Genomic DNA, 23,383 nt, shown 5'->3' with positions numbered 1-23,383 from the left:
CCGTACGGACCGGACCGGAGATCAATCGCTTGAACGATTATCCGGACCAGTCCGCACAGCGGCGCCGGCCGTCAGACAGAAGTTACTGACCTGTGATCACTCACCGTCACGGCCGGGTTGAAAGCAGCGTCCGCGACGGAGTAGCACAACTTCCACGGCTGGGACTGCGGATCGATCAGCTCCAGCAGCCGCTGTTGCTGGAGTCGCTCGACCGGGTTCTCCGGCCAGGTCGGAGTCAGCAGGGCGGCCCGCAGGTCGGTGGCCCAGGTCGAGCTCTCCTCCAGCAGGTACACGCGGTAGGTGTAGCTCGTGTAGGCGGGTGCCTCCGAGTTCCCGCGCAGCCAGACCTCGCTGCCGACCGTGATGCCTTCGGAGTTCTTGGTGCTCCAGCTCGACTCCAGTTCGAACTTGAGCCCGATCCCGGCGGTGCCCTCGACCGATTCGCCGAGCAGCTTGCCCTCCATCCCGGCCGACAGCAGGACGTCGGCGTTGAACTTGAACCCGTGCTTGACCGTCTCGGACTTGGTCATCCCGAAGGTCGCGACGGTCTTGGTGTCGTAGCCCCAGGCGCCGGTCAGGTAGCCGGTGCCCTGACCGAGATCGATCTTCGACTTGCGCTCCAGCGCCTCGTGCTCGTGCTGACTCAGGACGTAGCTGTCCAGCTTGCCCGGGCCGGCTGGACGGAGTAGTCCTGCTCCTTTCCGTCGCCCTCGATCTCCGAACCCGCGGTGATCGTCGAGACGGACTGGGTGCTGCCGAGCCTGCTGAGCGCGCCCTTGTAGGCGGCGGACAGCGACACCTCGGCCTTCAGCCAGGCCTTGAGCGAGAGGATCCCCGGAAGGGCCGCCTCGCTGGTGCCCTTGATCGACATCGTCGCGATCGCCGCGGCCGACCAGCTCAGGTCGAACCCGCTCTCCTCGCTCTGCGAGCCGGCGAAGACCGCCTGGGAGTAGCCGGGCCCGTTGAAGTACCGCAGTGGGTCGTACTTGTCGTCCATGTTGAGGTTCTCGTTCGGGATCGGCGGTGGCCCCTCGATGATGCCGACCAGCAGTTGCCGCCCGGCGACCCGCGGACGCGCGGACCGCTGCAGCGTGCGCCACAGCTGGTCGGACCAGACCTCGGCGATCTGCCCGTTGCCGTTGTAGAAGAGCAGCCCGGCGTACAGCGGCAGTTCGGCGTCGGTCAGCTCGGGGTTGTTCCGGCCGGGGGTCTCGGTCAGCTTGCCTGGACGGATGACGAGCTGGGAGGCGTTGCCGCCGGAGTGGACCGACTTGTTCCTGCCCCGGCTCATCTGCTCGATCACCGACAGGGCGTCGGCGGAGTCCCAGCCCTCCAGCCAGTACTTCGGTGCGATGGTGACCGCCGGGTTGGCCGGATCGGTGTAGCCGAGCAGACCGACGGCGGTGTTCGTGAACCAGCAGGCCTTGCCGTCGTCGTCCAGGTAGTACACCAACGCGGAGTTGTCCGGCAGCACCTGGATCTTCGGGAACCGGATCGCCTTGCCGGTCCACCGCTGGAGGTGCTCGACCAGGTCGCCGACCACCAGCTCGTCGCCGATCGGAGCCAGCCAGCAGCCCAGCCGCCAGGTGGCCTTGTCCTTGCTGGTGTCCTTGCGCTTGGCGATCACGACCAGGTGCGGATCGCTCTCGTCAGGCGGCAGGATCACGTCGCAGCAGACTTCGCAGTCGTTCTCGTCCAGACTGCCGGATCCGGAGTCGCCGGCCAGCGGCAGCTGGACGGTCGTCGTCCGCACGCCCTCCATCCAGGTCTCGTCCGCGAGCGCGGACCAGGGGATGGAGACGATCCGCAGACTCGTCTTCAGGTGCGGGGCGGCGCCGACCAGGAGCACTCCGTCCGCCAGCGTCACCAGGCCGAAGGTCTTCATCACCTGGATCGGTTCGCCGTCCGCCTCCAACTGCCGCACGGACAGCTCGCCGGCGGGCCCGTCGGGGAAGCTGTCCTGGGCGTACCAGATGTTGTCCGAGCGCGGCTGCCGGTAGAAGACGTGCCGGACGGTGTCGAAGCCTTCCGCCCGGTTGAGAACCACCTGGACCGGCCGGTCGGAGTCCGGGGCCGCCGCCGACGTGGTCAGCTTCGTCCGGACCCCCTTGCCCTTGCCGTCGGCGTGATAGCGCCACAGACAGCCCTGGCCCTGGATGTAGCCGTAGATCGCTCCGTCCGGCATCGTCACGGCGCTGACGTTCGCAACAGGCATGATGACCACCACTTCTTCCTTGTCGGTACCGGAAACCGCTGGTAGGAATCACGGTGGGTGATCGCCTGCCCGTCCACCCTGGGGTGCATCCCTAGGACTGTCCCCAGGCTCTTACGATCGACGGATGCACAAGGTTCTGTTCGTCACGGGTACCGACACCGGGGTGGGAAAGACGGTGGTCACGGCTGCGTTGGCGGCTGGTGCGGTTGGACGTGTGGCGGTGGTGAAGCCGGCGCAGACTGGGGTGACGGCGGACGAGCCGGGGGATCTGCAAGAGGTTCAGCGGCTGACTGGTCTGGATGACCTGCACGAGGGCGTGCGGTTGCTGGATCCATTGGCGCCGACGACGGCTGGGCGGCGGCAAGGGGTTGTGTTGCCGTCGGTCGACGATCATGCGCGGACCATCGACAAGTTGGCCGTCGAGCGGGACTTGGTGCTGGTCGAGGGGGCGGGTGGGTTGCTGGTCGGGTTGGATGATGATGGCAACGATCTGGCCGATCTTGCGGCCCGGCTCGACACACCGTTTGCGTTCGTGGTGGTTGCTCGGGCTGGGTTGGGGACGTTGAATCACGCTGGGCTTACGGTGGAGGCGTTGCGGGCTCGTGGGTTGCCGATCGCTGGGCTGGTGATCGGGTCGTGGCCGGCTGAGCCGGATCTCGCCGAGCAGTGCAATTTGGATGACCTGCCGACGACGACCGGCGTACCGGTGATCGGGCGGATTCCGGAAGGCGCCGGCGCGCTGGACCGGGACGCGTTCGTGGCTGCGGCTCCTGGGTGGTTCGACCGGTGACCGGTTGCCCGGCTCGGTACGACGAAGAGCTGGGGCTGTGGGCCGTCGATGAGCCGGCCGAAGTGCGTGAGGTGTTGCTCGATCCGGAGACGTTCCGGCCGGACAACGCGGTGGTGGCGCACAGTCCGCTGAGCGTGAAGGCTCTGCGGGTGCTGTCAGGGGTTGGCTTCGCGCTGCCGCCGACGCTGGCGAACAACGCGGGCCCATCGCATCGGCCGATCCGTGCCGCTGTCGCTCGCTTCTTCAGCCCGGCCAGGGTCGCGGCCGTTGAGCCGCTCACCCGGCGCCTGGTGGCTGAGCGGGTTGACGTGGCTCTGGCCGGGTTGCGCTCAGGGCCCGTGGATCTGGTTGAGGTGATCGCGGCCGAGCCGCCGGCGTTGGTGGTGCTGGACATGCTCGGGTTGCGCGATGTCGACGTACCGGCGTTGAAGGCGTGGAGCCGGGACTCGCTCGAGTTGTTCTGGGGCTGGCCGGACGAAGATCGGCAGCTGGAGCTCGCGCACAGTGCGGCGGAGTTCTACGGCTGGTTGCGGAAGCGGGTCGTTGCGGCTCGTCGGTTGCCGGGGGAGGACCTGTTCGGGGTGTTGGTGCGGCTTGGGCTGAGCGACGAAGAGGTGTGCGCGGTGGCGTACTTCCTGCTGATCGCGGGGCAGGAGACGACGACGCAACTGATCTCGACGGCCTTCCTTCGGATGATCGGCCGAGTTGATGACGCCGCTGCCGTGGTCGAGGAGGTACTGCGGGAGTCGTCGTCGGTGCCCACGTGGCGACGGGTTACTGCTGGGGTGACCACGGTCGGTGATGTGGAGTTGCCTGCCGGTGCGCCGATTCTGCTCGGGCTGACCGGCCATGGGGGTCCGGCCGACCTGGCTTTCGGGCTCGGCATCCACCGCTGCTTGGGTGCTGGTCTCGCACGGCTGGAGGCTCGCGTCGCATTGGAGACCGCGGCGCCGCTGCTGGCCGTAGTACAGGCTGTTGAGGCTGAGCCGCCGATGATCGAGCTGCTGTCGTTCCGGGCGCCCGCGCGGGTACTGGTGGCGCTGGATCCGGCGCGATTACAGCCCTGCTGACCTGCACCGATACCCTTTGCGGGTGACTGAGCATGAGCTGGTTCTGGTCGTCGACTTCGGGGCGCAGTACGCGCAGCTGATCGCGCGCCGGGTGCGCGAGGCCAAGGTGTACTCCGAGATCGTGCCGTCGTCGATGCCGGTCGAGGAGATGCTCGCCCGGAATCCGAAGGCGATCATCCTGTCCGGCGGGCCGCAGTCGGTGTACGCCGAGGGCGCGCCGCGGGTGGATTCCGGGCTGTTCGAGGCCGGGGTGCCCGCGTTCGGGATCTGCTACGGCTTCCAGGCAATGGCCCAGACGCTCGGCGGCGATGTGCGGCGGACCGGGCTGCGCGAGTTCGGGCGGACGCCGGTCACGGTGAGCGAGCCGGGCACGCTGCTGGCGGGGATCCCGGATGACCTCAACGTCTGGATGTCCCACGGCGACGCGGTGCACGCGCCGCCGGCCGGGTTCGCAGTACTGGCTGCTTCTTCCGGTGCGCCGGTCGCGGCCTTCGAGGATCTGGACCGTCAGCTCGCCGGTGTGCAGTGGCACCCGGAGGTGCTGCACTCGCAGGCCGGGCAGGCCGTGCTCGAGCACTTCCTCTACGACATCGCCGGCTGTGTCGGTGACTGGACGACCACCAACGTGGTGGACGAGCAGGTCGAGTTGATCCGCCAGCAGGTCGGCGACAAGCAGGTGCTGTGCGCGCTGTCCGGTGGCGTCGACTCCGCGGTCGCGGCGGCCCTGGTGAGCAGGGCGATCGGTGACCAGCTCACCTGTGTGTACGTCGATCACGGGTTGCAGCGGTCCGGTGAGTCCGACCAGATCGAGAAGGACTTCGTCGCCGTCACCGGGACGCGGCTCGAGGTGGTCGACGCGGAGGACCAGTTCCTCGGCGCGCTGGCCGGGGTGACGGACCCGGAGCAGAAGCGCAAGATCGTCGGGCGCGAGTTCATCCGCACCTTCGAGGCGACCGCCCGCAAGCTCGACGCGGAGCGGCACATCGAGTTCCTGGTCCAGGGCACCCTCTACCCCGATGTGGTCGAGTCGGGCGGCGGCACGGGCACCGCGAACATCAAGTCCCACCACAACGTCGGCGGCCTGCCGGACGACTTGCAGTTCTCGCTGATCGAGCCGCTGCGGACGCTGTTCAAGGACGAGGTCCGCGAGCTCGGCATCGCGCTGGGCCTGCCCGAGTCGCTGGTCTACCGGCACCCGTTCCCCGGCCCGGGGCTGTCGATCCGGATCATCGGCGAGGTCACCAAGGACCGGCTCGAGATCCTCCGCGCGGCAGACCTGATCGCCCGCACCGAGCTGACCGCGGCCGGCCTGGACCGCGACATCTGGCAGTTCCCGGTGGTCCTGCTGGCCGACGTCCGCTCGGTCGGCGTCCAGGGCGACGGCCGCACCTACGGCCACCCGGTGGTACTGCGCCCGGTCACCAGCGAGGACGCGATGACCGCCGACTGGGCCCGCCTCCCGTACGACGTACTGGAGAAGATCTCGACCCGGATCACCAACGAGGTGGACGAGATCAACCGGGTCACCGTCGACATCACCAGCAAGCCCCCGGGCACCATCGAGTGGGAGTAGAACCCCACAGCAGTGAGAATGAGGGCATGGCTGAAAGAGATGTCGAACGTGAGTACTCGGTAGCGGACTTCGCCGCGAAGCTGCGGCGGCTGGCGGACGCGCTGGAATCCGGCAAGCCGTTCCGGATCCAGATCGCCGGCGAGCGCTTCACCGTCCCGAAGAACGCCCAGGTGAGCGTCGAACACGAACGCGGAGACGACGAGGAAGAAGTCGAGTTCCAGCTGAAGTGGGCGCTCGCCGACGCCGACGAGGACCCCGAAGACGACACCGAGGTCTGACCCCCTGCCCCATCGACCATCACCCGACCGCCCGGGAAACGTTCTCCCCGGGCGGTCGCCGCTTTCCTGAGAGTTCCTGCAGAATTCCGCCGGGCAGCTTGTTCTGGGTTGTGGCTAGACCGCAATATGCCCGTGTGGGGGTGGCCATGAGTGTTGTGGGGATCAGTCGCCGGCAGTTTCTGAGTGCTGCCGCGTCGGTGGTCGCGACGGGTGCGGCGATGGTCGGTACGTCGCTGTCGGTGTCGGCCGACACCTATGGGTCGGGGGAGCTCGGGCCGTGGCGTGACCTGACCCGGTCGATCTCGAGCGACGCGCAGATCCGGCGGGTGCTGGCGGGCGACGGGGTGTTCATGTTCGGCGACAGCATCGGCGTACAGGACGGCGACGCGCTGGCGCTGCGGCTGACCGAGGTGACCGGCCTTGCGCTGGCTGTGGACAACTGGGCGGGGAGGCCGACCGAGGCCGCGGTCGATGTGTTGCAGGCGTGGGCGACGACGTACGGGCTGCCGAGCCGGATCTTGATGGCGGTCGGCACCAACGACATCTTCAAACCGCCGGCTTTCGGGCCCCAGGTGAAGCGGGCGATGGAGATCGCGGGCCCGGACCGCACGGTCTATTGGGTCAACACGCATGTCTCGCGGACGAAGGAGCCCGAGGATGTCCAGCGCGCCGATCTTCGCAACAGCACCTGGGTCAACCGCCAACTCGACGACGCCGCCCGCCACTACCCCAACCTCCAGATCGTCCGCTGGGCGGAGTTCCTGGCCGAGGTGAAATACCCCCACCGCTACCTCCGAGACGGCCTCCACACCTCCATCCCCCTCGGCCAACACTGGCGCAACGAACTAATAGTCCGAGCCTTACGCACCAAGCCCGCCCCCACACCCGCCTCGTGACGCTGCGCGTCACCTCGGATTTTCGTGCAAGCGAGTAAGCGGGCAAATCCGACGACGAACCATCTGTATGGTCTTGCTGCTCTGCACCCAGCTTCTTGTTGCGAGGTGACGCGCAGCGTCGCGAGTCCGGCGGGCTCGCTCAGCTGTCTACATGAGCTTGCTTCTTCTCGTCGGAATGCCGAGGTGACGCGAAGCGTCACGAGGCCGGTTTCTTCCGCTAGTTAGTCGGTTTGGTGGTTGGTTAGGCGGGTTTCTAGCGTGGTGGCTTCGGTGGGGTTGAGGGTGCGTAGGCGGTCTACCAGGAGGTAGCCGGCTCGGTACCAGAGGTCATCTCCGGGCGGGGTTGAGTCGAAGATTTCTCGGAGTAGGGCGTCGTCTGTGGTGCCGTGTTCGGCTATGAGGAGGCGGGCGTTTGTGCGTTGGCCTTCGAAGCCGCCTCGTTCGTAGTAGTCGGCTGCCTGGCGGGCCTCGGCTACCGCCTTCGCCGTCTCGCCCTTCTGGAGTTCCAGCAGGGCGAGGTCCCAGTGGAGGCCGGCTTGCTGAAAGAGGACCGCCTGGTCGGCTGAGGGGAGTGACTCGAGGACCGGGCGGGCGCGTTCCAGTAGTTCGACAACGAGGTCGAAGTTGCCGCAGTAGCGGGCTGATTGGCCTGCGAGCCGGATTGCCTGGACGTACTCGACGGGCCTCTCAGCGGACTCGAAGTACTCCGCCGCCGCCAGCAGCGCGTCGATTGCTTCCTCGTCGCGGTCCATCCGTTCGAGCAGCATGCCCTCGTCCTGCCGCAGCATGCCGAGCCACTGGGGATGCGCGTCGGCCGGCGCCTCAGTGAGCTGGGCACGGAGCTTCGCCAGCGCCGCGTCCAGCTCACCGAGTGCCCGATAAGCATCGATCAGTACGCCGCGCGCCTCCGCCAGCACCCCCGCCAACTCGGGATCACCCTCCAGCGTCGGCGAAGCCTCCTCAGCAGTTTCGGCTGCCTCCAGCGGACGCCCGCTCATCAGGTAAGCGCGCGCCAGATCGACCTGGCAGAAGGCGAGATGCAGTTCAGCACCCGGTACGCCGATCGCGACGGCGATCGCCTCCTCGAGGTCCTCCACCGCTTCGCCCGGCCGGTCCAGCATCGTCCGGATCCGGCCGCGTTGCCGATAAGCCACCGACCGCGGCAGGTCGTCGCTGACGGTCAGCCCCGCCGTCGCGGCGACCTCGGCCTCGTCGAGCCGGTCGAGCTGGGTCAGCAGGTTGCTCTGCAGGATCGCCGAGTTCGCCAACTGATCGGCATCAGTCTCCGGCAACTCACGAGCGGCCGCCAACTCGACCACGGCCTCCTCGAAACGACCGGCCTGCGCGTACATGGTCGCCAGCGAGTCCTGCCAGCCAGCACGGCGACGCGGTTCGTCGTTGGCGATCAGCCAGCGCAGCGGTGCCTCTCCGGTAGCCAGTGCCTCCTCGATCTGCCCCAAGTAGCCGAGCAACCGCGAGATCCGGGCACGGTCGCGCAGTAGTCGCGCCTCCTCGCCCAGTTCGGCGTACAGGGTGAGTGCCTCACGCCACGCTTCGAGCGCCACCTCGGGTTCGCCGTACGACGCCAGGCCCTTCCCGTCGAGCAGTCGCGCGCGGTCCAGCGGCGTACGGTCGCCCTCGGGCACCTCCCGCTCGAACGCCTCCCAGGCAGCGATCGCCTCGTCCCGCTGGTAGTTCTGCCAAGCCTGCTCAGCCTTGTCGAGCCACTCGCGCCCACTAACCGGTACTACGGCCTCCACCCCAGCCGCCTCCCGCACCTCAGCCGACTTGGCCTGCTGGCGAGCATGAGCGCGGCGGGCGGTCTCCGACAGCGGCAGGTACTCCACCCACGGCTCAGCGTCCAGCACCGCCTGGACGAGCTCACTCTGATGCTTCGTCCCATTGCGCTCGTCGAACCGCGCCGCCAACTCGACGGCCCGCCCAGCCAACTCCTCAGCCAGCTGCCCAGCCGGTACGTCCTCACCCTTCGGCTGCCGGATCATCAACCCCTCGCCACTGATCCGTCGCAAGGCCAGCGATGCGGCCGCAGCAAAGTTCATCTCCGCCAGCGTGCTGGGCGGATCCGCAAGCTCACCCAGATGCCGCTCGACCAACTCGACAGCCCTGGTCTCGTTGCCGGTTCGCGCGAGAAAGACAACATGGTCGGCGTACGCGTCCAGCTCGCCCGGCCGGTCACGCAGCATCCGGTAGGCCCGCCGATGCGCATCGACGGCTTCCGAATACATGCCCTCGGCAACATAAGCGGGCAGCAACTCGGTCAGCATCATCTGCGGCTGTTCCGCGCACGTCAGCGTCCCGTCCAGTACTCCGACCGCCAGCGCCACCGCGTCATCCGGCCGGCCCGTGCGGATCAGATGCCGCACCTTGGAGGTCGGATCGCAACCGACACAGTCGGACAAGGAGTCGCGCGGCGCGGTCGACCACAGCCGGTACTGCTCGGCGGCCGCCTCAGCGTCCCCGACATGGTCGGCGACAACCCACCGGTACTGGTGCACCGCGTGCATGCTGTGTCCACCCGCACGCCACCGTCGCTCCATGTCGTCCAGTACGCCGTACGTCTGCGCCAGCGGCACTTCCGGGAACTTGCTCAGCGTGCTGGGCGCGTACTTGAACGTCCACAAGAAGCTGTGCGTGTGATCGCGGTACCGCTCCGGGTCCGCGTCCCACTCCGCCACGCACCGCGCGAACGGCACTAGCGACTTGCGTGCCTCGCCACCCATCACGTACGCCGTCACCAGGCTGAGCCGCGAGTAGAACGCCAGCTCTTGCTCCTCGGCCGCATCCGCCCGCCGGACAACGTCCTCCAGCAGCGCCGACCGCGCTTTCCCGTACGGCGTACTCTCCGCGCGCCGCAGCCGCTCGATCAGTTCGTCACTCATCGCGGGTCCTCCTGAGCAGGGACGGCCTGGTCGAGCAGGCCGAGGAAGGAGCGGTTCACCAGGGCGGAGTCCGCCGGGCCGATCGGGTGGTAGCCGAGCATCAGCGCGTGCCCATACAGCCCTTCGACGGCCAGCCTGGCCAACTCGGGGTCGGCCAGCGAGACCATCCGGCGTACCAGCGGGCTGCGGTGGTTGAGCACGAGTTGTGGGCGGCTGTCGTCCTGGGTGTCGAGCGCGCCGAGGACCTCCGACCACAACGCGTCGGCCTTGCTCTTCGTACTGCGCAGCTCGGCGGCGAACTGTGCCGACCGGTCGACCAGGTAGATCGCGGGCAGCCCGGCCGGGTCGAAAGCGCGGACGACGACCTCACAACCCACGCCGTCGAGCGCCTCCTGGGCGAGCCGGACGAACGGGCGCAAGGCGAGTTCGGTGGCCGGGTCGAGACTGTCGAAACTGGTGCTCAGCTCGGTCGGGTCGAACCTGCTGGTCGTCAGGCCGGGGACGACCTCGGGCAGCCGTTCGATCAGCTCGCTGTCGTAGGTGTAGCCGCCGTTCACCACCGTGAGCTGCTGGGCCGCGGCGACCGCCGCGAGCTGGCGGAACTCCTCGATCGTGGCGACGTAGCGGATCTCGCCGTGCCGTTCGTGCAGGTCGGCAGCGGTCATCCGGCCGTGGTTGGTCTCGAACCTCAGCCAGCGGTAGACCAGCCGGAGCATCTCGTCGTCGTGCAGCGCGAGCGCTTTGACGCCGAGCTGGTGGATGCCGAGGAAGCGGTCCAGCTTCTGCGGATCGGTGCTGCCGAGCCGGACCAGCCAGCCGCGCAACTGCGCCCCGAGCGCTTCCCGGGTGGCCTCGAGGTTGCCGTCGTCGAAGAGGGCCTCACGGCTTGCGGTGGGCCGGAGTTCCGAAGTGTCGATCACGGCCCGGACGAAGAAGGCCCAGTCGGGCAGCAGCCCTTCGATGCCTTCGGCAAGCAACATCCGCTTCAGGTAGACCCGATGGGTCGCGCGCTCGGTCGGGTTGGCCGGGAACGGCAGCACGAACGCGACGCCGGTCAGCCCGGCGGCCGGGATGTTGAGCGGTATCACGTCGAAGGGAGTGAACCCGAGTTTGTCCTGCGCATACCCGACCAGCTCGGCGCGTTGCGTCGTACCGGTGGCTTCCCAGGGGGCGTGCCCGTCGGTGACCTGTTCGCCGTTGACCCGGATCTCCAACGGGAGCAGGGCCCCGAAGAGCCGGATGAGCTCGACGACGGTCGCGTGCTTGTACCACTGCTCGGCTCCCCGCCTCGCGGTGAGCGTGACGGTGGTGCCGATCTCGTCGCGTTCGGCGGTCTGCTCGAGTGAGTACCGGCCGTCCGCAGTACCGATCCAGAGGGTGGTGGGACCGCCGGACGGTCGGGTCACCACCTCGATCTCCTCGGCCACCATGAACGCCGACAGCAACCCGATCCCGAACTGGCCGAGGAACTCGGTCCGGGCGAAGCCGATCTCGTCGCGTTTGGAGCTGCGCCCGATCGTCGCCAGCAGCTCGGTCACCTGGCCGGGATCCAGCCCGATTCCCGAGTCGCTGATGCTGATCCGGCCGTCGTCGACCCGGACGTCGATCCGGCCGGGCGCGTCGGCCTCGACCGCCCGGCGCGCGGTGATCGCGTCCACGGCGTTCTGCAGCAGCTCGCGCAGGTACACCCGCGGACTGCTGTACAGATGATTGCTCAGCAGGTCGACAACCCCATGTAGATCGACCTGGAACTTCTCGGTCCCCATCCCCACCTCCAGCGGCCCCGGACACGCTACCTTGGGAAAGGAGTATTGAGCCTGGGGAGGGGCCGATGGTGCTCACGGTGGGGACGTTCAATCTCAACAACCTGTTCGACCGGTGGAACTTCGCGGGAGCGGTCGAGGCCTTGGCGACCGGGACGAGTTCGGTGCCGGCGACCTACACCTTCGACGACGAGCATCGGCGCCGGTTGCAGCTCGACGGTCACGGGAAGCTGCTGGTGTCCAAGCCGGCCGCCGACACCGAGCGGATCGCGGAGCGGTTGCTGGCCGCCGATGTCGACGTCTGGGTGGTGCAGGAGGTGGAGAACATGGACGTCCTGCGCGAGTTCAACCGCGACCACCTGAACGGCGCGTACCCGCACGTGATGGTGATCGACGGCAACGACTCGACCCGGTTCATCGACATCGGGATCCTGGCCCGGCGGCCGGTCGGTGGGGTGACGAGTTTCCAGCGGGTCTTCCATCCCGACGTGCCGACCCGACCGATCTTCTCCCGCGACCTGGTCGAGGTGGAGATCCTGGACACCGAGGGACGCCGGCTCCTGACCGTCTACGGGACGCATCTGAAGTCGAAGTTCGTGGACTTCACGGTGGCCGATCCGGTCGCGGCGCTGGCGGAGTCCCAGCTGCTGCGGCAGCGGCAGGCCGAGACGATCACCCGGATCATCGCGGCCCGGACGACGAGCCGGCAGCACTACCTGCTCTGCGGCGACATGAACGACACCCCGGACTCGACGGCCCTGGTCGCCTTCGAGCGGGCCGGTCTGGTCAACGCGCTGACGTCGCCGACCGAGGTCGGCACGGTGACGACCACCGTCGACTTGCCGGCCAGCCCGGCCTGGACGTCGACCTTCAAGGCGTCCGGTCAGCCTCGCACCTTCGACCTGATCGACCAGATCTGGCTGTCGCCCTCGCTCGCGCCGCGGCTGACCGGGTCCTTCATCGGCCGCCGCCGCAAGCTCGACCGCGACGGCACCGACCACGATCCGGCCTGGATCAGCCTGGAGCTGTGACTACAGTTCGAGGATGGAACCAGATCTCGCCGGGCTGATCGCGCCGGTGGACAGCCTGGTCTTCGGGCCGGACCCGGCCAAGGCGCTGGAGCCGTTCGGTCGCGCGATCGCGGCGTACGACGCGAACCCGGATCCCGATGAGCTCGACGGTCTGCTGACCACCTTCGGCTACGTCGTCCTGCAGTTCGACGAGTACTACGGACTGCCGCTGGACCGCACGCTGGAGATCCTCGACGACCTGGAACGGCGGCACCGCGAGGCCGGCAACAGCTTGCGGATCGTGCACTTCAGCCGCTGGCTGATCGCCCGGCACCTCGGTGACCGGGCGACGGCGGAGGCGCAGTACGAGGCGTGTCTGGCCGCGCCGCGGGACGAGTTCGCCTGGTGCGAGGGCTGCGAACAGGTCTACCAGGTGAGGCACCTGATCGAGACGGGCCGGCCGGAGCAGGCTGTGGCGGTGGCCGAGGCGGCGTTCGCCGATCCGGTTGATGGTTGCCATCAGCAACCACAGGCCTTGCTGACCGCGGCGTTGCCGGGGTATGTCGCGGTCGGCGATCTCGAGGCCGCGGCCGACGCGCACCGGACGGCGTACAGGATGGTTCGGAACGACCCTGACGAGTTGTTCGCCCATGCGCAACACATCCGTTTCTGTGTGCTGACGGGGAATCAGGAGCGCGCGGAGGAGTTGGTCGAGCGGCATGCGGAGGGGTTGGAGGCGGACGTTTCGCAGTACGACGCGCTGGCGTTCTGCGTGGCGGCCGGACGGACCCTGGGCGAGGGGGAGTTCACCGAGCGGGCTTGGCGGTTGGCGGCCTCCTTTGATCGGCGGAACGGGACCACTCACCAAGGGGAGCTGGTCAAGACCCAGTTGGCCGAGCGACAGTGGGTGGCCGAGCTGGAGTTGTTCGGCGATGGTGGTTGCGCTGAGCAACTTGCCGCGGTACGGGCGCGGCCGGACGACCCGGTCGCGGGCTGGGAGCTGGCGCGGGCGCGGATCGATCTGGCGCACCGGATGCACCTCGAGGAGCGCAATCTCGAGGCGGCCGAGATCGGCGAGCAGGTGCTCTCGGCGTTGACCGATCCGGGCATCGCCGCACTGGCCGATCCGCAAAGCCTTCAGGTACTGCGGAACGTGCTGTTCGCGGCGTACCTGGAACTCAACGAGCCGGAAGCCGCCTTGCCGCAGGCCGAGCTGGTGCTGGCGAACGTGCCGCCCGATGCCGGCCCGGACTGGCTCGGCATGGTGCTGCGCAAGAAGGGCGAGCTGCTCGAACAACTCGATCGCGATGGCGAGGCAAGGGACACGCTGGTCGCCGCTGCGGCGCAGTACCGGCTGGCTGGACTGGCACACGAGCAGGTCGGAGCACTGCGCCTTGCTGCGCAGTCGGCTCGCTACATCGGCGAACTGGACGAGGCGGAGAGCCTGCTCGACGAGGCGCGCGTAGTGGTCGACCAGTTGGATGCGGAAGACCTCCGGAGCGCGACCACCGATGCAGTGGTGCAGTGGGAGCTCGCAATGGTGCGGGACATGCAGGGCAGGCTCTCTGAAGCCATCGAGCTCGCGCTGGTGTCGGCGGCCCTCTATGAGGCGGTCGGACAGCTCGAGAGCGCCTCCAACGCTCGCGACTACGTGGAGAACCGGCAGTCGCGGCTCAGGCCTGGCTTCTGAGTGCCTCGATGCCGTCGAGCAGGCGGTTCAGACCGAATCGGTAGACCTCTTCGGTCCCGTCGTCGAAGCCCTGGGCATTCCAGATGGCTGTCATCGTCGGGTGGCGCTCGACATCGAAGTACGTCTCCCAGAGGTCCGAGCGCTCGTGCCACCAGGCGTCCTGGCTCTGCCCGGTCGACCGCTCCAGTTGCTCAGTCTCGGCTTCCAGGCCGGCCGCGGAGTCGACGTACGTCGTGATCGCCAGAGCCGCTGTGTTCGTCTGCCGCGGGGACAGCCCCAGTACTGCGCACGCCGACAGCAGGTACTCGCGACCGGCCAGCATGCCCGGTCCGACGGGCGGGCGGATCGTGGAGATGCTCGCAAGCCAGAGGTGGCGACGGAACATGGCTCGCGTCTGGTCGGAGTACAGGTAGATCTGGTCGCGCCAGCTGGCGGGTCGCGGCTCACCTGGGCCGGGCAAGGCGCGCTCGGCGAGGACCTGGTCGACCATCAGGTCGAGCAGCTCCTCCTTGGAAGGGACGTAGGTGTAGAGCGTCATCGTCCCGACGCCCAGCGCCTTGGCGACGCCGCTCATCGACGCGGCGGCGAGGCCTTGTTCGTCGGCGAGGGTGATGCCTGCGTCGACGACCTTGTTGAGGTCGAGGGTCGGGCGGCGGCCGAGGGCTGGTTTGGCATCCGTGGCCGGGGCCGGCCGGTGGTTCCGCCAGAGCAGGGCCAAGGTCCGATCGGCCGGACCGCCGCCGCTGTGCCGCACCGTCATTGGCCCTCCCGTCGCTGTCGCTTCCCCTGTCGACGAACTTTCTCATAGGCGCGCCGGGGCTATTCTCGTATACCCTACGAGAATGACGATTCTGGTGACCGGTGCGACGGGCAGTGTGGGACGACTGTTGGTGGATGAGTTGGTGGAGGCGGGCGCGCCGGTGCGGGCGCTGACGAACAATCCGGCGAAGGCGGCGCTGCCGGCAGGGGTAGAGGTGGCCCAGGGGTACCTGGGGCGGCCCTCGACGCTGCCGGATGCGTTGAAGGGGATCGACACGGTCTATCTGGCGCCGTTGCCGGCGAAGGTGGACGAGTTCGTCGCCTGCGCCCTGGAGGCCGGCGTACGGCGAGTGGTCGTGCTGTCGGGGGAGCCTGCGGAGTACGAGGCGCAGGGCGATCCGGCCGGGTGGCACTACTACAAGGTGGAGCGGGCGATCGAGGAGGCCGGGTTCGAGTGGACTCATCTGCGGCCGGGGCAGTTCATGAACAACACGCTGGACTGGGCGGAGATGATCAAGACCGACGGGGTGGTGCGGGCGCCGTACCCGGAGGCCGTGCAGACGCCGATCGACCTGGGTGACATCGCGGCGGTGGCTCGCGTCGTGTTGCTGGACGAGAGCTACACGGGCCGCAAGCTGACGATGAGCGGGCCCGAGGCGATCACTCAGCCGGAGGAAGTCGAGCTGATCGGGGCTGCGATCGGGCGGCCGCTGCGGTTCGAGGAGTTGTCTCGGGAGGAGGCGCTGGCGGCCTGGGCTCCGGTGATGGGGGAGGGGTCGGCGGAGTGGTTGCTGGACGGGTTCCGGATGATGTCGGAGTACCGGATGACGCCTGAGTCGACGGTGCTGGAGGTGACCGGCCGGCCTGCGCTGCCGTATCGCGAGTGGGCTGTGCGGAACGCCGCTGCCTTTATCTAGCGGGCGAGTTGGCGGTGTGGGTTGAAAGGCTGGCGAACATGTGTTCGACTATCATCATGCGATGGGCTGGACAGCAGGTCGAGGCGGAGGCGCCGGGGGCGTTGCCGGGTCTGGCGTCGATTGCCGGGCTGGTGCGGAGCGTGACGACACCGGAGTTCCAGGGCGTCACGTTCCACGAGGTGCTGGCGCGCTCCGCGCTGAACTCGGTGCCGGGCTCGTCGTTGCCGTTCAACTGGACGATCAACCCGTACCGCGGCTGCACCCACGCCTGCCGGTACTGCTTCGCCCGGCCGACCCATCGGTACCTGGAGCTGGACACCGGGCTGGACTTCGACCAGCAGATCGTGGTGAAGACGAACGTGGCGGACGTGCTGCGCCGCGAACTGGCCCGGCCGTCCTGGCGTGGTGAGCAAGTTGCTCTGGGTACCAATACCGATCCGTACCAGCGGGCGGAGGGGCGCTATCGGTTGATGCCGGGCATCATCGAGACGCTGGCCGCCTCGGGGACGCCGTTGTCGATCCTGACGAAAGGGACGCTGGTACGCCGCGATCTCGGCGTACTGGCTGCTGCTGCCGAGGAGGTGTCGGTCGGGATCGGGGTGTCCCTGGCGCTGGCTGACGAGGAGCTTCGCCGGCAGGTGGAGCCGGGGGTGCCGTCGGTGCGTGCGCGGCTGGAGTTGATCCGGGCCGTTCGCGAGGCTGGGCTGCCGTGTGGGGTGATGGTTGCTCCTGTGCTGCCGTGGCTGACGGATTCTGCGGAGCAGCTCGACCATCTCTTCGGGGAGTTGGCGCGGGCTGGGGCGACTGGTGTCACTCCGTTGGTCCTGCATCTGCGGCCGGGGGTGAAGGAGTGGTTCATGGGTTGGCTTGCCCGTGAGCGTCCCGAGCTGGTCGAGCGCTACGAGGATCTCTACTCCCGGGGCGCCAACGCCTCGCCCAGTTACCGGAGCGCTTTCGATCACAAGGTCCGGCCGCTCCTCGACAAGCACGGCTTTGGTCGCCGCTCGCGCCATCGCAGTTCCGCTCAGCCGCGCGCTCGGGCCCGGGCTGCTCCGGCCGTCGCTCAGGAGACCTTGTTCTGAGCCTGCTGGCTGGCGGTTTTTACATTAAGGGCTTAATGTAAAAACCGTGCCGAAGAGAGTGGACCAAGATCAGCGGCGTCGCCAGGTAGCGGAGGCGCTGCTGCGGGTCGTCGACGCCGAAGGGCTGGATGCGGCGAGCCTGCCGCGGATCGCCCGCGAGCTCGGGGCGACGACCGGGCTGATCCAGCAGTACTTCCGGAGCAAGAGCGAGTTGCTCCAGTTCGCCGTCGATCATCTCTCGGTGGTGCAGAGAGCGCGCGCCGCCGAAGCGTTGGAGGCGACACCGGTCGATCAGGTGCGCGATCGTCTGGTCGCCGCGATGAGTGTCGTCGGGGGAGCGGGTGACCAGTCCGGCGCGGAAGGGCGGATCTGGCTCGCGTTCCTGGCCCGGGCTGCGGTCGATCCCGTCCTGCGCCAGATCCACATCGACGGCGCGAACGAGATCCGCGAGCACTGCCGGCTGGCCTTCGAGTACGCGCGCAGTCTCGGGCAGGTCCCGCCGGAGCTCGATGCCGCCGCTGAGGCGAGGGGGCTCGCGGCCTTCGCGGACGGGCTCGCAGTACAGCGGGCGATGGAACCCGAGCTGATCACGCCGGCCGAGGTGCGGGAGCACCTGGATCGCTACCTGCAAAGGATCTTTGTGACCGAGGGGAGTTCGTCATGAGTGCCGTGCTGCTGGGGAGCCTGGCCGGCTTGGCGTTGCTGGACAGCACCAGCATCGGGACGCTCTTCATCCCGGTCTGGTTGCTGCTGACGCCGGTGCGGCTGCGGGTCGGGCGGATCGTGGTCTACCTGCTGACCATCGCGGCGTTCTACTTCCTGATCGGCCTGGCGGTGGTCGCGGGGGTGGCGTCGTTCGGTGATGAGCTCGGCGACTTGATCGACAGCCGGGTCGGTTTGTGGATCCAGCTGGTGCTGGGCGTGGGGATGTTCGTCCTCAGTTTCCGGTTCGACCCCAAGCGTCGCAAGGAGAAGGGCGGCGGTGCCGTCGGGCGGTGGCGGGAGCGGGCGATGTCCGGGGCGTCGTCGGCGATGGTGCTGGCCGGTGTCGCTGTGCTGGCGGGGCTGGCGGAGCTCGTGATGATGCTGCCGTACCTCGGTGCGATCGCGATGATGACCGCTGCCGAGCTGTCCTTCGCCGCCACCGCTCTGCTGCTCGCCGGCTACTGCTTGCTGATGATCGCGCCCGCGGCGGTGCTGCTCGGGGCACGAATAGTTGCTGAAGGCAAGATCATGCCGGTGCTCGAACGACTGAACCGGTGGGTCAGCACCAAGGGCGCCGGAGCCACCGGCTGGCTACTGGCCATCGCAGGCTTCCTGGTCGCCCGAGACGCCGCCGCACGACTCTGGTTCCCTCACCTCATGGGCAGCTGACCCGAGGTGGCTCGCCGGCTGTCCTCCGGCTCCGCCAGCCCGGCCGGTTAGCGGGCTGTGAGGATCTCCGGGCCTTCGGGGGTGATGGCGACGGTGTGTTCGGCGTGGGCGCCTCGGGTGTGGTCGGCCGAGCGGAGGGTCCAGCCGTCGTCGTCGATGACGTAGACACTGCCGGGGCCGTGCCAGAACCAGGGCTCGATGGCGATCACGTGGCCGGGACGGAGCTTCAGGCCCCGGCCCGGTTGGCCGCCGTTGGGGACATGGGGTTCTTCGTGCATGCGGCGGCCGATGCCGTGACCGCCGAAGTCGAGATTGGTGCCGAGACCCGCGCGCCGGCCGACCTCGCCGATCGCCGCGCCCACGTCGCCCAGGCGGGCACCTGGCACGGCTGCCGCAATGCCGGCCGCGAGTGCACGCTCGGTCGTCTCGATCAGTTCCAGGTCCTCAGGCCGCGGCGTGCCGACCACGAAGCTGGTGGCCGAGTCGGCGCACCAGCCGTCGACCGAGGCGCCGCAGTCGACGTTCAGTAGGTCGCCGTCGGACAGTCGCAGGTCCGTGGGCAGGCCGTGGAGCACGGCGTCGTTGACCGACGTACAGATGACGCCGCTGAACGGGCTGGCCGCGAACCCGGGCTGGTAGCCCTCGAACAGGGAGACCGCGCCTTCGGACCGGAGTACCTCGCGGGCCACCTCGTCCAGCTCCCGCAGCGAGACGCCGACCGCGGCGTGTTTCTTCACGGCGGTCAATGCCGCGGCGACCACCTGCCCGGCGGCGCGCATCTGCTCGATCTCGGCAGCGGTCTTCAGGTCCACCATCTACTGCTTCCCCAACATCACCTGACAGTTATACCGGTTGCCGGGCCCGGCGCCGGCCCGAAAATGCTTTGATGGCCGGCCGATCCACGCTCTAGGGTCGTCGCATGTCTACCAACTTCTTCGTGATGGTCCGCCGTGCCCGGCTCCGGGCAGGCGAGGGGTGCCTGGGGATGGCATCCGCTCGATAGTCGTTGGGCCCAACGTGTCGTGGACGCCGCCGGGATCGAACCCGGTGAACTCGTTCTCGACGTCGGAGCCGGCCTCGGTGCGCTGACCGCGCCGCTGGTCCGGGCCGGAGCCCAGGTGGTTGCCGTCGAACTCCACCCTGGCCGTGCCGACCGGTTACGCCGGCGGTTCGCGGACGCGCCGGTGACGGTGGTCCGGGCCGATGCCGGAGATCTGCGGTTGCCGTCCCGGCCGTTCCGGGTTGTCTCCAGCCCGCCGTACGGGATCTCCACCCTGTTGCTCAAGAGGTTGCTCGCGCCCGGCTCCCGCCTGGTGTCGGCCGATCTCGTCCTGCAGCGTCAGGTGGTGAACCGTTGGGCGCAACACCGCGCACCGGCGGCCGCCAGATGGAGCCGGTACTACGACCTTTCGATCGGGATTCGCCTTCCCCGCAAGGCTTTCTCACCCCCACCCCATGTCGATTCCGCCGTCCTGGTGCTGCGCAAGCGCCAGGCCTGACCTCAGAAACGCGAAGCCCTCGTTGCCCAGAGGTGGGCAACGAGGGCTTTGACGTACCGGCGCTCTGGTCGGCTCAGCCGTGGTGGGCCGGCCGTGCGTCAGCCGTGCCAGGAGGTCCAGAGCGCGGCGTAGGAGCCTTGGCGGGCGACCAACTCGTCGTGGCTGCCGAGTTCGGTGATGCGGCCGTCCTCCACCACCGCGACCCGGTCGGCGTCGTGGGCGGTGTAGAGCCGGTGGGCGATCGCGATCACCGTCCTGCCTTCCAGGACCGCCGCCAGCGAGCGCTCCATGTGCCGGGCCGCTCGCGGGTCGATCAACGAGGTCGCCTCGTCGAGCACCAGCGTGTGCGGATCGGCCAGCACCAACCGCGCCAACGCCAACTGCTGCGCCTGCGCCGGCGTCAACGCGAGCTGACCGGAACCGACCCACGTGTCGAGCCCGTCAGGCAACGCCTCGGCCCACTCCCGCGCGTCGACAGCCGCCAACGCGTCGAGCAGCTCGGCATCGGAAGCGTCCTGCCGAGCCATCGACAGGTTGTCGCGCAAGGTCCCGACGAAGACGTGGTGCTCCTGCGTGACGAGCGCAACCTGGCGGCGAAGGTCGTCCAGTGGCAGCTCGGTCATCCCGACCCCGCCGACCGTCACCGAGCCGGTGCGTGGCGGATGGATGCCCGCGATCAGCCGCCCGAGCGTCGACTTGCCCGCACCGGACGGTCCGACCATCGCGATCCGCTCACCCGGCTGGACGGTCAGATCGACACCGTGCAGCACGTCGCGACCGTCGACGTACGAGAAACGCACGTCGCGTGCCTCGACCAGTTCGCTGTCCGGTGCGCGGCCCGACGGGGTCCGATCGTCCGGTACGCCGGCGATGCCGAGCAGCCGCGCGAGCGAGGCGCCGCCGACCTGCAGCTCGTCCAGCCAGGAGATCAGCCGGTCGACGGGGTCGATCAACTGGTTCACGTAGAGCACGCCGGCCGTGACCGCGCCGAGCGAGATGTGGCCGTTGATGTGCAGCCAGCCGCCGAACAGCAGCGTGCCCAGGATCGGCACGAAGTAGCCGATCTCCACAACCGGGAAGTACAGCGTGCGCAGGCGCAACGTGTAGCGCTCGGCGTCGTACGAGCCGCGGATGTCGTCGTCGGTGCGCCGCACTCGCTCGTCGTACCGCTGCAGTGCCTCCACCGTGCGAGCGCCCTCGACCGTCTCGGCAAGCGAGCTGGTCAGCTGCGCGTACGCCGCGTTCTCGCGCAGGTACCCGTCTTTGGCGTACCGCAGGTACCACCGGGTGCTCAGGGCGAGCATCGGTACCATCGCGAGCAGCGGGAGCAGCACCCAGACGCCGACCAGCAGCGTCGCGGTGACCGTGAAGGCAATCGTGACGAGGGCGACGATCGTCTCCGGTACGGCGAACCGCACCGTCCTGGACAAGGCGTCGACGTCGCGCGAGGTCCGGGACAGCAGATCGCCTGTCCCGGCCCGCTCGACGGTGCCGATCGGCAGCGCCAGCGCGTTGTCGACGAACTCCTCACGCAGCTCCGCCAGCACCTGCTCGCCGAGCGCGAACGAGCGGAACCGTGCCCACCGGGTCAGCAACGACTGCGCCACGATGAAGACGGCGATCACCAGGATCACCTGGTTGACCTTGCCCGCCGTGGTGCCGCGCTGGACGTCCTCGACGAGCGTGCCGATCAGCCGGGGCGCCGCCAGTCCGGAGACCGCGGCCAGCGCGTGCAGTCCCATCGTGGTGAGCAGCGCGCGCGGATGCCGCCGGGCCAGTCGCCGGGCGTGCCGACGGACCTCGGCGGTGTCCGCGACAGGTAGCAGCGTGCTCATGCGGACACCTCCTCGTCTTCGGTCTGCCGGGTGACTGTCGTTCGGTACTGCGGAGCTGTCCCGAGCAGCTCGCGATGCTTGCCAACAGCAACCACTCGGCCGGCGGCGACGAAGATGACCTCGTCGACGCGGTCCAGCAGCAGGGGGCTCGAGGTGAGTACCACGGTGCTCCGGCCGGCCCGGTGCTCGCGCAGCCGGTCCGCGATCCGGGCCTCGGTGTGCGCGTCGACGGCAGAGGTCGGCTCGACCAGCACCAGCACCGACGGATCGGCCAGCAACGCGCGGACCAGGACCAGCCGCTGCCGTTGCCCGCCGGAGAAGGACCGGCCCTTCTCCTCGACGATCGAGTCGAGCCCGTCCGTCAACGCGACCAGCACGTCCTCGGCGGACGCAGTACGGATCGCCGTCATCAGTTCGTCGTCCGTACGCCGGTGGTCCGGGTCGAGCTCCTGCCGCAACGTGCCGGTGAAGAGTTGCGAGCCGGTGTCGCTGACCAGGATCCGGGCCCGGACATCCGCACGGGTCGCGCTGGCCAGGGTGACCCCGCCGTACCGGACCTCGCTGGCGTCGTCGTACCGGCCGAGGCGATCGGCCAGCTCGGCGGCGCGGTCCGGCTCGGCGGAGACGATCGCGGTCAGCAGCCCGTTGCGCGCGCGGATCCCGGAGACGGGGTCGACCAGGTCACCGGCCGTGGGCAGCTGCACGGGCCTGGCCGGGTTCACGACGTCGGACGTCAACGCCAGCACCCGATTCACCCGCCCGGCCGCGACCAGGCCACGCATCAGCTTCTCGGCGGCCTCCGTCGCGGTCCGCAGTGGCAGCACGAGAAAGGTGGCGTACCCGTAGAAGGCGACCAGGCTGCCCGGAGTCAGCTCGCCGCGGAGGGCGAAGTGCGCGCCGAGGCCGACGACGACCACGGTGAAGATGCCGGGCAGCAGCACCTGCGCCGCGTCGAGCAGCGACTGGATCCGGGCCACCTTGACGCCCGCGGTACGAACCTGTTGCGACTCGCGCCGGTACCTGCGCGAGAACGAGTCCTCGCCGCCGATACCCCGGAGCACCCGCAGGCCCGCGACGATGTCGGAGCCCAGCGAGTTCAGCTCGCTGACCGCCTCGCGTTGCGCGGACTGCCGGGCGTGCAGCGGCCGCAGCATCGGGCCGAGGCCGAACACCATCAGCGGTACGCCGATCAGCACGATCAGGCCGAGCAGGGTCGACGACGAGAGCAGGATCACCGCGACCACGAAGAACGTGACGACGGCGCCGGCGAACCGGCCGGACACCTCGAGCAGGTTGCCGATGTAGGCCAGGTCGCTGGAGCCGACGCTGACGACCTCACCGGTGGCGAGCTGCTTGGGCAGGGTGGCGCCGAGGTCTGCCGCCTTCCGGGTGACCACCTGGACCGTGCGGTAGGCGCCGCTCAGCCAGTTCGCCACGACGAACCGGTGCCGCATGATGCCGGCCAGCGCCTGCAGCACGCCGACCCCGAACAGCACGCCGCTCCACAGCAGCAGCTTGTCGAGGTCACCCGCCGCGATGCCCTGGTCGATCGCCTTGCCCAGCACGGCTGGTACGAGCGCCTGCGCGCCCATCGCGAGGACGCCGAACGCCATCCCGCCCGCGAGCGTGGCCTTCTGCCCGCGCGCCACCCACCACAGGTAGCGGGCAGGCGAACGGTGGTCGGGTACGCCGGGATCGGCCAACGGAAGCTGTCTCATAACCCTTCGAGGCT

The 23,383-nt window shown here is 68.7% G+C and carries 20 protein-coding genes; 12 read left to right on the top strand and 8 right to left on the bottom strand.

The features are described from left to right. Positions 1–71 precede the first annotated feature (71 nt). Together AB0F51_RS11265 and AB0F51_RS11260 are read right to left on the bottom strand one after the other, a co-directional pair. Positions 72–530 carry a hypothetical protein gene (locus AB0F51_RS11265; protein ID WP_360277601.1) on the bottom strand — a complete coding sequence of 153 codons (459 nt, stop codon included), beginning with the start codon at positions 528–530 and terminating at the stop codon, positions 72–74. Positions 531–643: 113 nt separating this feature from the next. Next, a complete protein-coding gene (locus AB0F51_RS11260; protein WP_360277598.1) occupies positions 644–2,215 on the bottom strand; it encodes a hypothetical protein in 1,572 nt (523 codons plus the stop codon). Between the two features lie 124 nt (positions 2,216–2,339). On the opposite strand from AB0F51_RS11260, the gene bioD reads away from it, so the two are divergent. The 5 genes from bioD (at position 2,340) to AB0F51_RS11235 (ending at position 6,822) form a co-directional block, all read left to right on the top strand. After that, positions 2,340–3,005 carry a dethiobiotin synthase gene (bioD, locus tag AB0F51_RS11255; protein ID WP_360277595.1) on the top strand — a complete coding sequence of 222 codons (666 nt, stop codon included), beginning with the start codon at positions 2,340–2,342 and terminating at the stop codon, positions 3,003–3,005. Then, the gene (locus AB0F51_RS11250; RefSeq protein ID WP_360277592.1) at positions 3,002–4,075 is read left to right on the top strand and encodes a hypothetical protein; all 1,074 of its coding nucleotides are present in this window, start codon (positions 3,002–3,004) and stop codon (positions 4,073–4,075) included. The genes bioD and AB0F51_RS11250 overlap by 4 nt, the downstream gene beginning before the upstream one ends. Positions 4,076–4,097: 22 nt before the next feature. Next, entirely contained in the window at positions 4,098–5,648 is a 1,551-nt protein-coding gene (guaA, locus tag AB0F51_RS11245; RefSeq protein ID WP_360277589.1) for a glutamine-hydrolyzing GMP synthase, read from the top strand. A 26-nt stretch (positions 5,649–5,674) separates the two neighbouring features. Further along, positions 5,675–5,926, top strand: coding sequence for an amphi-Trp domain-containing protein (locus AB0F51_RS11240; protein ID WP_360277586.1), 252 nt, complete (start codon positions 5,675–5,677; stop codon positions 5,924–5,926). Positions 5,927–6,072: 146 nt separating this feature from the next. Beyond that, positions 6,073–6,822: a hypothetical protein gene (locus AB0F51_RS11235; RefSeq protein ID WP_360277584.1), complete on the top strand. Its 750-nt coding sequence runs from the start codon at positions 6,073–6,075 to the stop codon at positions 6,820–6,822. Between the two features lie 221 nt (positions 6,823–7,043). On the opposite strand, the gene AB0F51_RS11230 is transcribed toward AB0F51_RS11235, so the two are convergent. Both AB0F51_RS11230 and AB0F51_RS11225 read right to left on the bottom strand, forming a co-directional pair. Further along, positions 7,044–9,722 (bottom strand): tetratricopeptide repeat protein, encoded by a 2,679-nt coding sequence (locus AB0F51_RS11230; RefSeq protein ID WP_360277581.1) that lies wholly within the window; start codon positions 9,720–9,722, stop codon positions 7,044–7,046. After that, complete coding sequence (locus AB0F51_RS11225; RefSeq protein ID WP_360277578.1) at positions 9,719–11,488, bottom strand: HSP90 family protein; 1,770 nt, start codon at positions 11,486–11,488, stop codon at positions 9,719–9,721. The genes AB0F51_RS11230 and AB0F51_RS11225 overlap by 4 nt, the downstream gene beginning before the upstream one ends. Positions 11,489–11,553: 65 nt before the next feature. On the opposite strand from AB0F51_RS11225, the gene AB0F51_RS11220 reads away from it, so the two are divergent. After that, positions 11,554–12,516: an endonuclease/exonuclease/phosphatase family protein gene (locus AB0F51_RS11220; protein ID WP_360277576.1), complete on the top strand. Its 963-nt coding sequence runs from the start codon at positions 11,554–11,556 to the stop codon at positions 12,514–12,516. 13 nt (positions 12,517–12,529) lie between these two features. After that, the gene (locus AB0F51_RS11215; RefSeq protein WP_360277573.1) at positions 12,530–14,185 is read left to right on the top strand and encodes a hypothetical protein; all 1,656 of its coding nucleotides are present in this window, start codon (positions 12,530–12,532) and stop codon (positions 14,183–14,185) included. Here AB0F51_RS11215 and AB0F51_RS11210 read toward each other — a convergent pair. Then, entirely contained in the window at positions 14,169–14,945 is a 777-nt protein-coding gene (locus AB0F51_RS11210; protein WP_360277570.1) for a TetR/AcrR family transcriptional regulator, read from the bottom strand. The two genes, AB0F51_RS11215 and AB0F51_RS11210, sit on opposite strands and share 17 nt — an antisense overlap. 82 nt (positions 14,946–15,027) lie before the next feature. On the opposite strand from AB0F51_RS11210, the gene AB0F51_RS11205 reads away from it, so the two are divergent. Genes AB0F51_RS11205 through AB0F51_RS11190 form a run of 4 tightly spaced genes read left to right on the top strand, consistent with a single transcriptional unit; the run spans position 15,028 to position 18,317 of the window. Further along, a complete protein-coding gene (locus AB0F51_RS11205; protein ID WP_360277567.1) occupies positions 15,028–15,861 on the top strand; it encodes an NmrA family NAD(P)-binding protein in 834 nt (277 codons plus the stop codon). 56 nt (positions 15,862–15,917) lie between these two features. Continuing rightward, positions 15,918–16,943, top strand: coding sequence for an Rv2578c family radical SAM protein (locus tag AB0F51_RS11200; protein WP_360277564.1), 1,026 nt, complete (start codon positions 15,918–15,920; stop codon positions 16,941–16,943). A 46-nt stretch (positions 16,944–16,989) separates the two neighbouring features. After that, positions 16,990–17,607 (top strand): TetR/AcrR family transcriptional regulator, encoded by a 618-nt coding sequence (locus AB0F51_RS11195; protein ID WP_360277561.1) that lies wholly within the window; start codon positions 16,990–16,992, stop codon positions 17,605–17,607. Continuing rightward, complete coding sequence (locus AB0F51_RS11190) at positions 17,604–18,317, top strand: GAP family protein (RefSeq protein ID WP_360277558.1); 714 nt, start codon at positions 17,604–17,606, stop codon at positions 18,315–18,317. Before AB0F51_RS11195 ends, AB0F51_RS11190 begins: the two co-directional genes overlap by 4 nt. Before the next feature lie 47 nt (positions 18,318–18,364). Here the strand turns inward: AB0F51_RS11190 and map are convergent, their stop codons facing one another. Beyond that, the gene (gene map, locus AB0F51_RS11185; protein WP_360277555.1) at positions 18,365–19,132 is read right to left on the bottom strand and encodes a type I methionyl aminopeptidase; all 768 of its coding nucleotides are present in this window, start codon (positions 19,130–19,132) and stop codon (positions 18,365–18,367) included. Between the two features lie 135 nt (positions 19,133–19,267). On the opposite strand from map, the gene AB0F51_RS11180 reads away from it, so the two are divergent. Then, on the top strand, positions 19,268–19,816 hold the full coding sequence (locus AB0F51_RS11180) for an rRNA adenine N-6-methyltransferase family protein (RefSeq protein WP_360277552.1): 549 nt from the start codon (positions 19,268–19,270) through the stop codon (positions 19,814–19,816). A gap of 98 nt (positions 19,817–19,914) precedes the next feature. Here the strand turns inward: AB0F51_RS11180 and AB0F51_RS11175 are convergent, their stop codons facing one another. Then, entirely contained in the window at positions 19,915–21,651 is a 1,737-nt protein-coding gene (locus AB0F51_RS11175) for an ABC transporter ATP-binding protein (RefSeq protein ID WP_360277549.1), read from the bottom strand. Then, the gene (locus AB0F51_RS11170; protein WP_360277546.1) at positions 21,648–23,369 is read right to left on the bottom strand and encodes an ABC transporter ATP-binding protein; all 1,722 of its coding nucleotides are present in this window, start codon (positions 23,367–23,369) and stop codon (positions 21,648–21,650) included. Before AB0F51_RS11170 ends, AB0F51_RS11175 begins: the two co-directional genes overlap by 4 nt. Between the last annotated feature and the right edge of the window lie 14 nt (positions 23,370–23,383).

It is taken from the genome of Kribbella sp. NPDC023855, assembly GCF_040639475.1.
GTDB lineage: Bacteria > Actinomycetota > Actinomycetes > Propionibacteriales > Kribbellaceae > Kribbella.
Note: the sequence above shows the minus strand (reverse complement) of the source record. Positions and strands in the feature narration are given on the sequence as shown.

What these genes read in the sequence shown, in the direction of transcription:
- AB0F51_RS11265 (WP_360277601.1), bottom strand. Translation starts at nt 530, where the DNA reads ATGACCAAGTCCGAGACGGTCAAGCACGGGTTCAAGTTCAACGCCGAC.
- AB0F51_RS11260 (WP_360277598.1), bottom strand. Translation starts at nt 2,215, where the DNA reads ATGCCTGTTGCGAACGTCAGCGCCGTGACGATGCCGGACGGAGCGATC.
- bioD (WP_360277595.1), top strand. Translation starts at nt 2,340, where the DNA reads ATGCACAAGGTTCTGTTCGTCACGGGTACCGACACCGGGGTGGGAAAG.
- AB0F51_RS11240 (WP_360277586.1), top strand. Translation starts at nt 5,675, where the DNA reads ATGGCTGAAAGAGATGTCGAACGTGAGTACTCGGTAGCGGACTTCGCC.
- AB0F51_RS11235 (WP_360277584.1), top strand. Translation starts at nt 6,073, where the DNA reads ATGAGTGTTGTGGGGATCAGTCGCCGGCAGTTTCTGAGTGCTGCCGCG.
- AB0F51_RS11230 (WP_360277581.1), bottom strand. Translation starts at nt 9,722, where the DNA reads ATGAGTGACGAACTGATCGAGCGGCTGCGGCGCGCGGAGAGTACGCCG.
- AB0F51_RS11225 (WP_360277578.1), bottom strand. Translation starts at nt 11,488, where the DNA reads ATGGGGACCGAGAAGTTCCAGGTCGATCTACATGGGGTTGTCGACCTG.
- AB0F51_RS11220 (WP_360277576.1), top strand. Translation starts at nt 11,554, where the DNA reads ATGGTGCTCACGGTGGGGACGTTCAATCTCAACAACCTGTTCGACCGG.
- AB0F51_RS11215 (WP_360277573.1), top strand. Translation starts at nt 12,530, where the DNA reads ATGGAACCAGATCTCGCCGGGCTGATCGCGCCGGTGGACAGCCTGGTC.
- AB0F51_RS11210 (WP_360277570.1), bottom strand. Translation starts at nt 14,945, where the DNA reads ATGACGGTGCGGCACAGCGGCGGCGGTCCGGCCGATCGGACCTTGGCC.
- AB0F51_RS11205 (WP_360277567.1), top strand. Translation starts at nt 15,028, where the DNA reads ATGACGATTCTGGTGACCGGTGCGACGGGCAGTGTGGGACGACTGTTG.
- AB0F51_RS11200 (WP_360277564.1), top strand. Translation starts at nt 15,918, where the DNA reads ATGCGATGGGCTGGACAGCAGGTCGAGGCGGAGGCGCCGGGGGCGTTG.
- AB0F51_RS11190 (WP_360277558.1), top strand. Translation starts at nt 17,604, where the DNA reads ATGAGTGCCGTGCTGCTGGGGAGCCTGGCCGGCTTGGCGTTGCTGGAC.
- map (WP_360277555.1), bottom strand. Translation starts at nt 19,132, where the DNA reads ATGGTGGACCTGAAGACCGCTGCCGAGATCGAGCAGATGCGCGCCGCC.
- AB0F51_RS11175 (WP_360277549.1), bottom strand. Translation starts at nt 21,651, where the DNA reads ATGAGCACGCTGCTACCTGTCGCGGACACCGCCGAGGTCCGTCGGCAC.
- AB0F51_RS11170 (WP_360277546.1), bottom strand. Translation starts at nt 23,369, where the DNA reads ATGAGACAGCTTCCGTTGGCCGATCCCGGCGTACCCGACCACCGTTCG.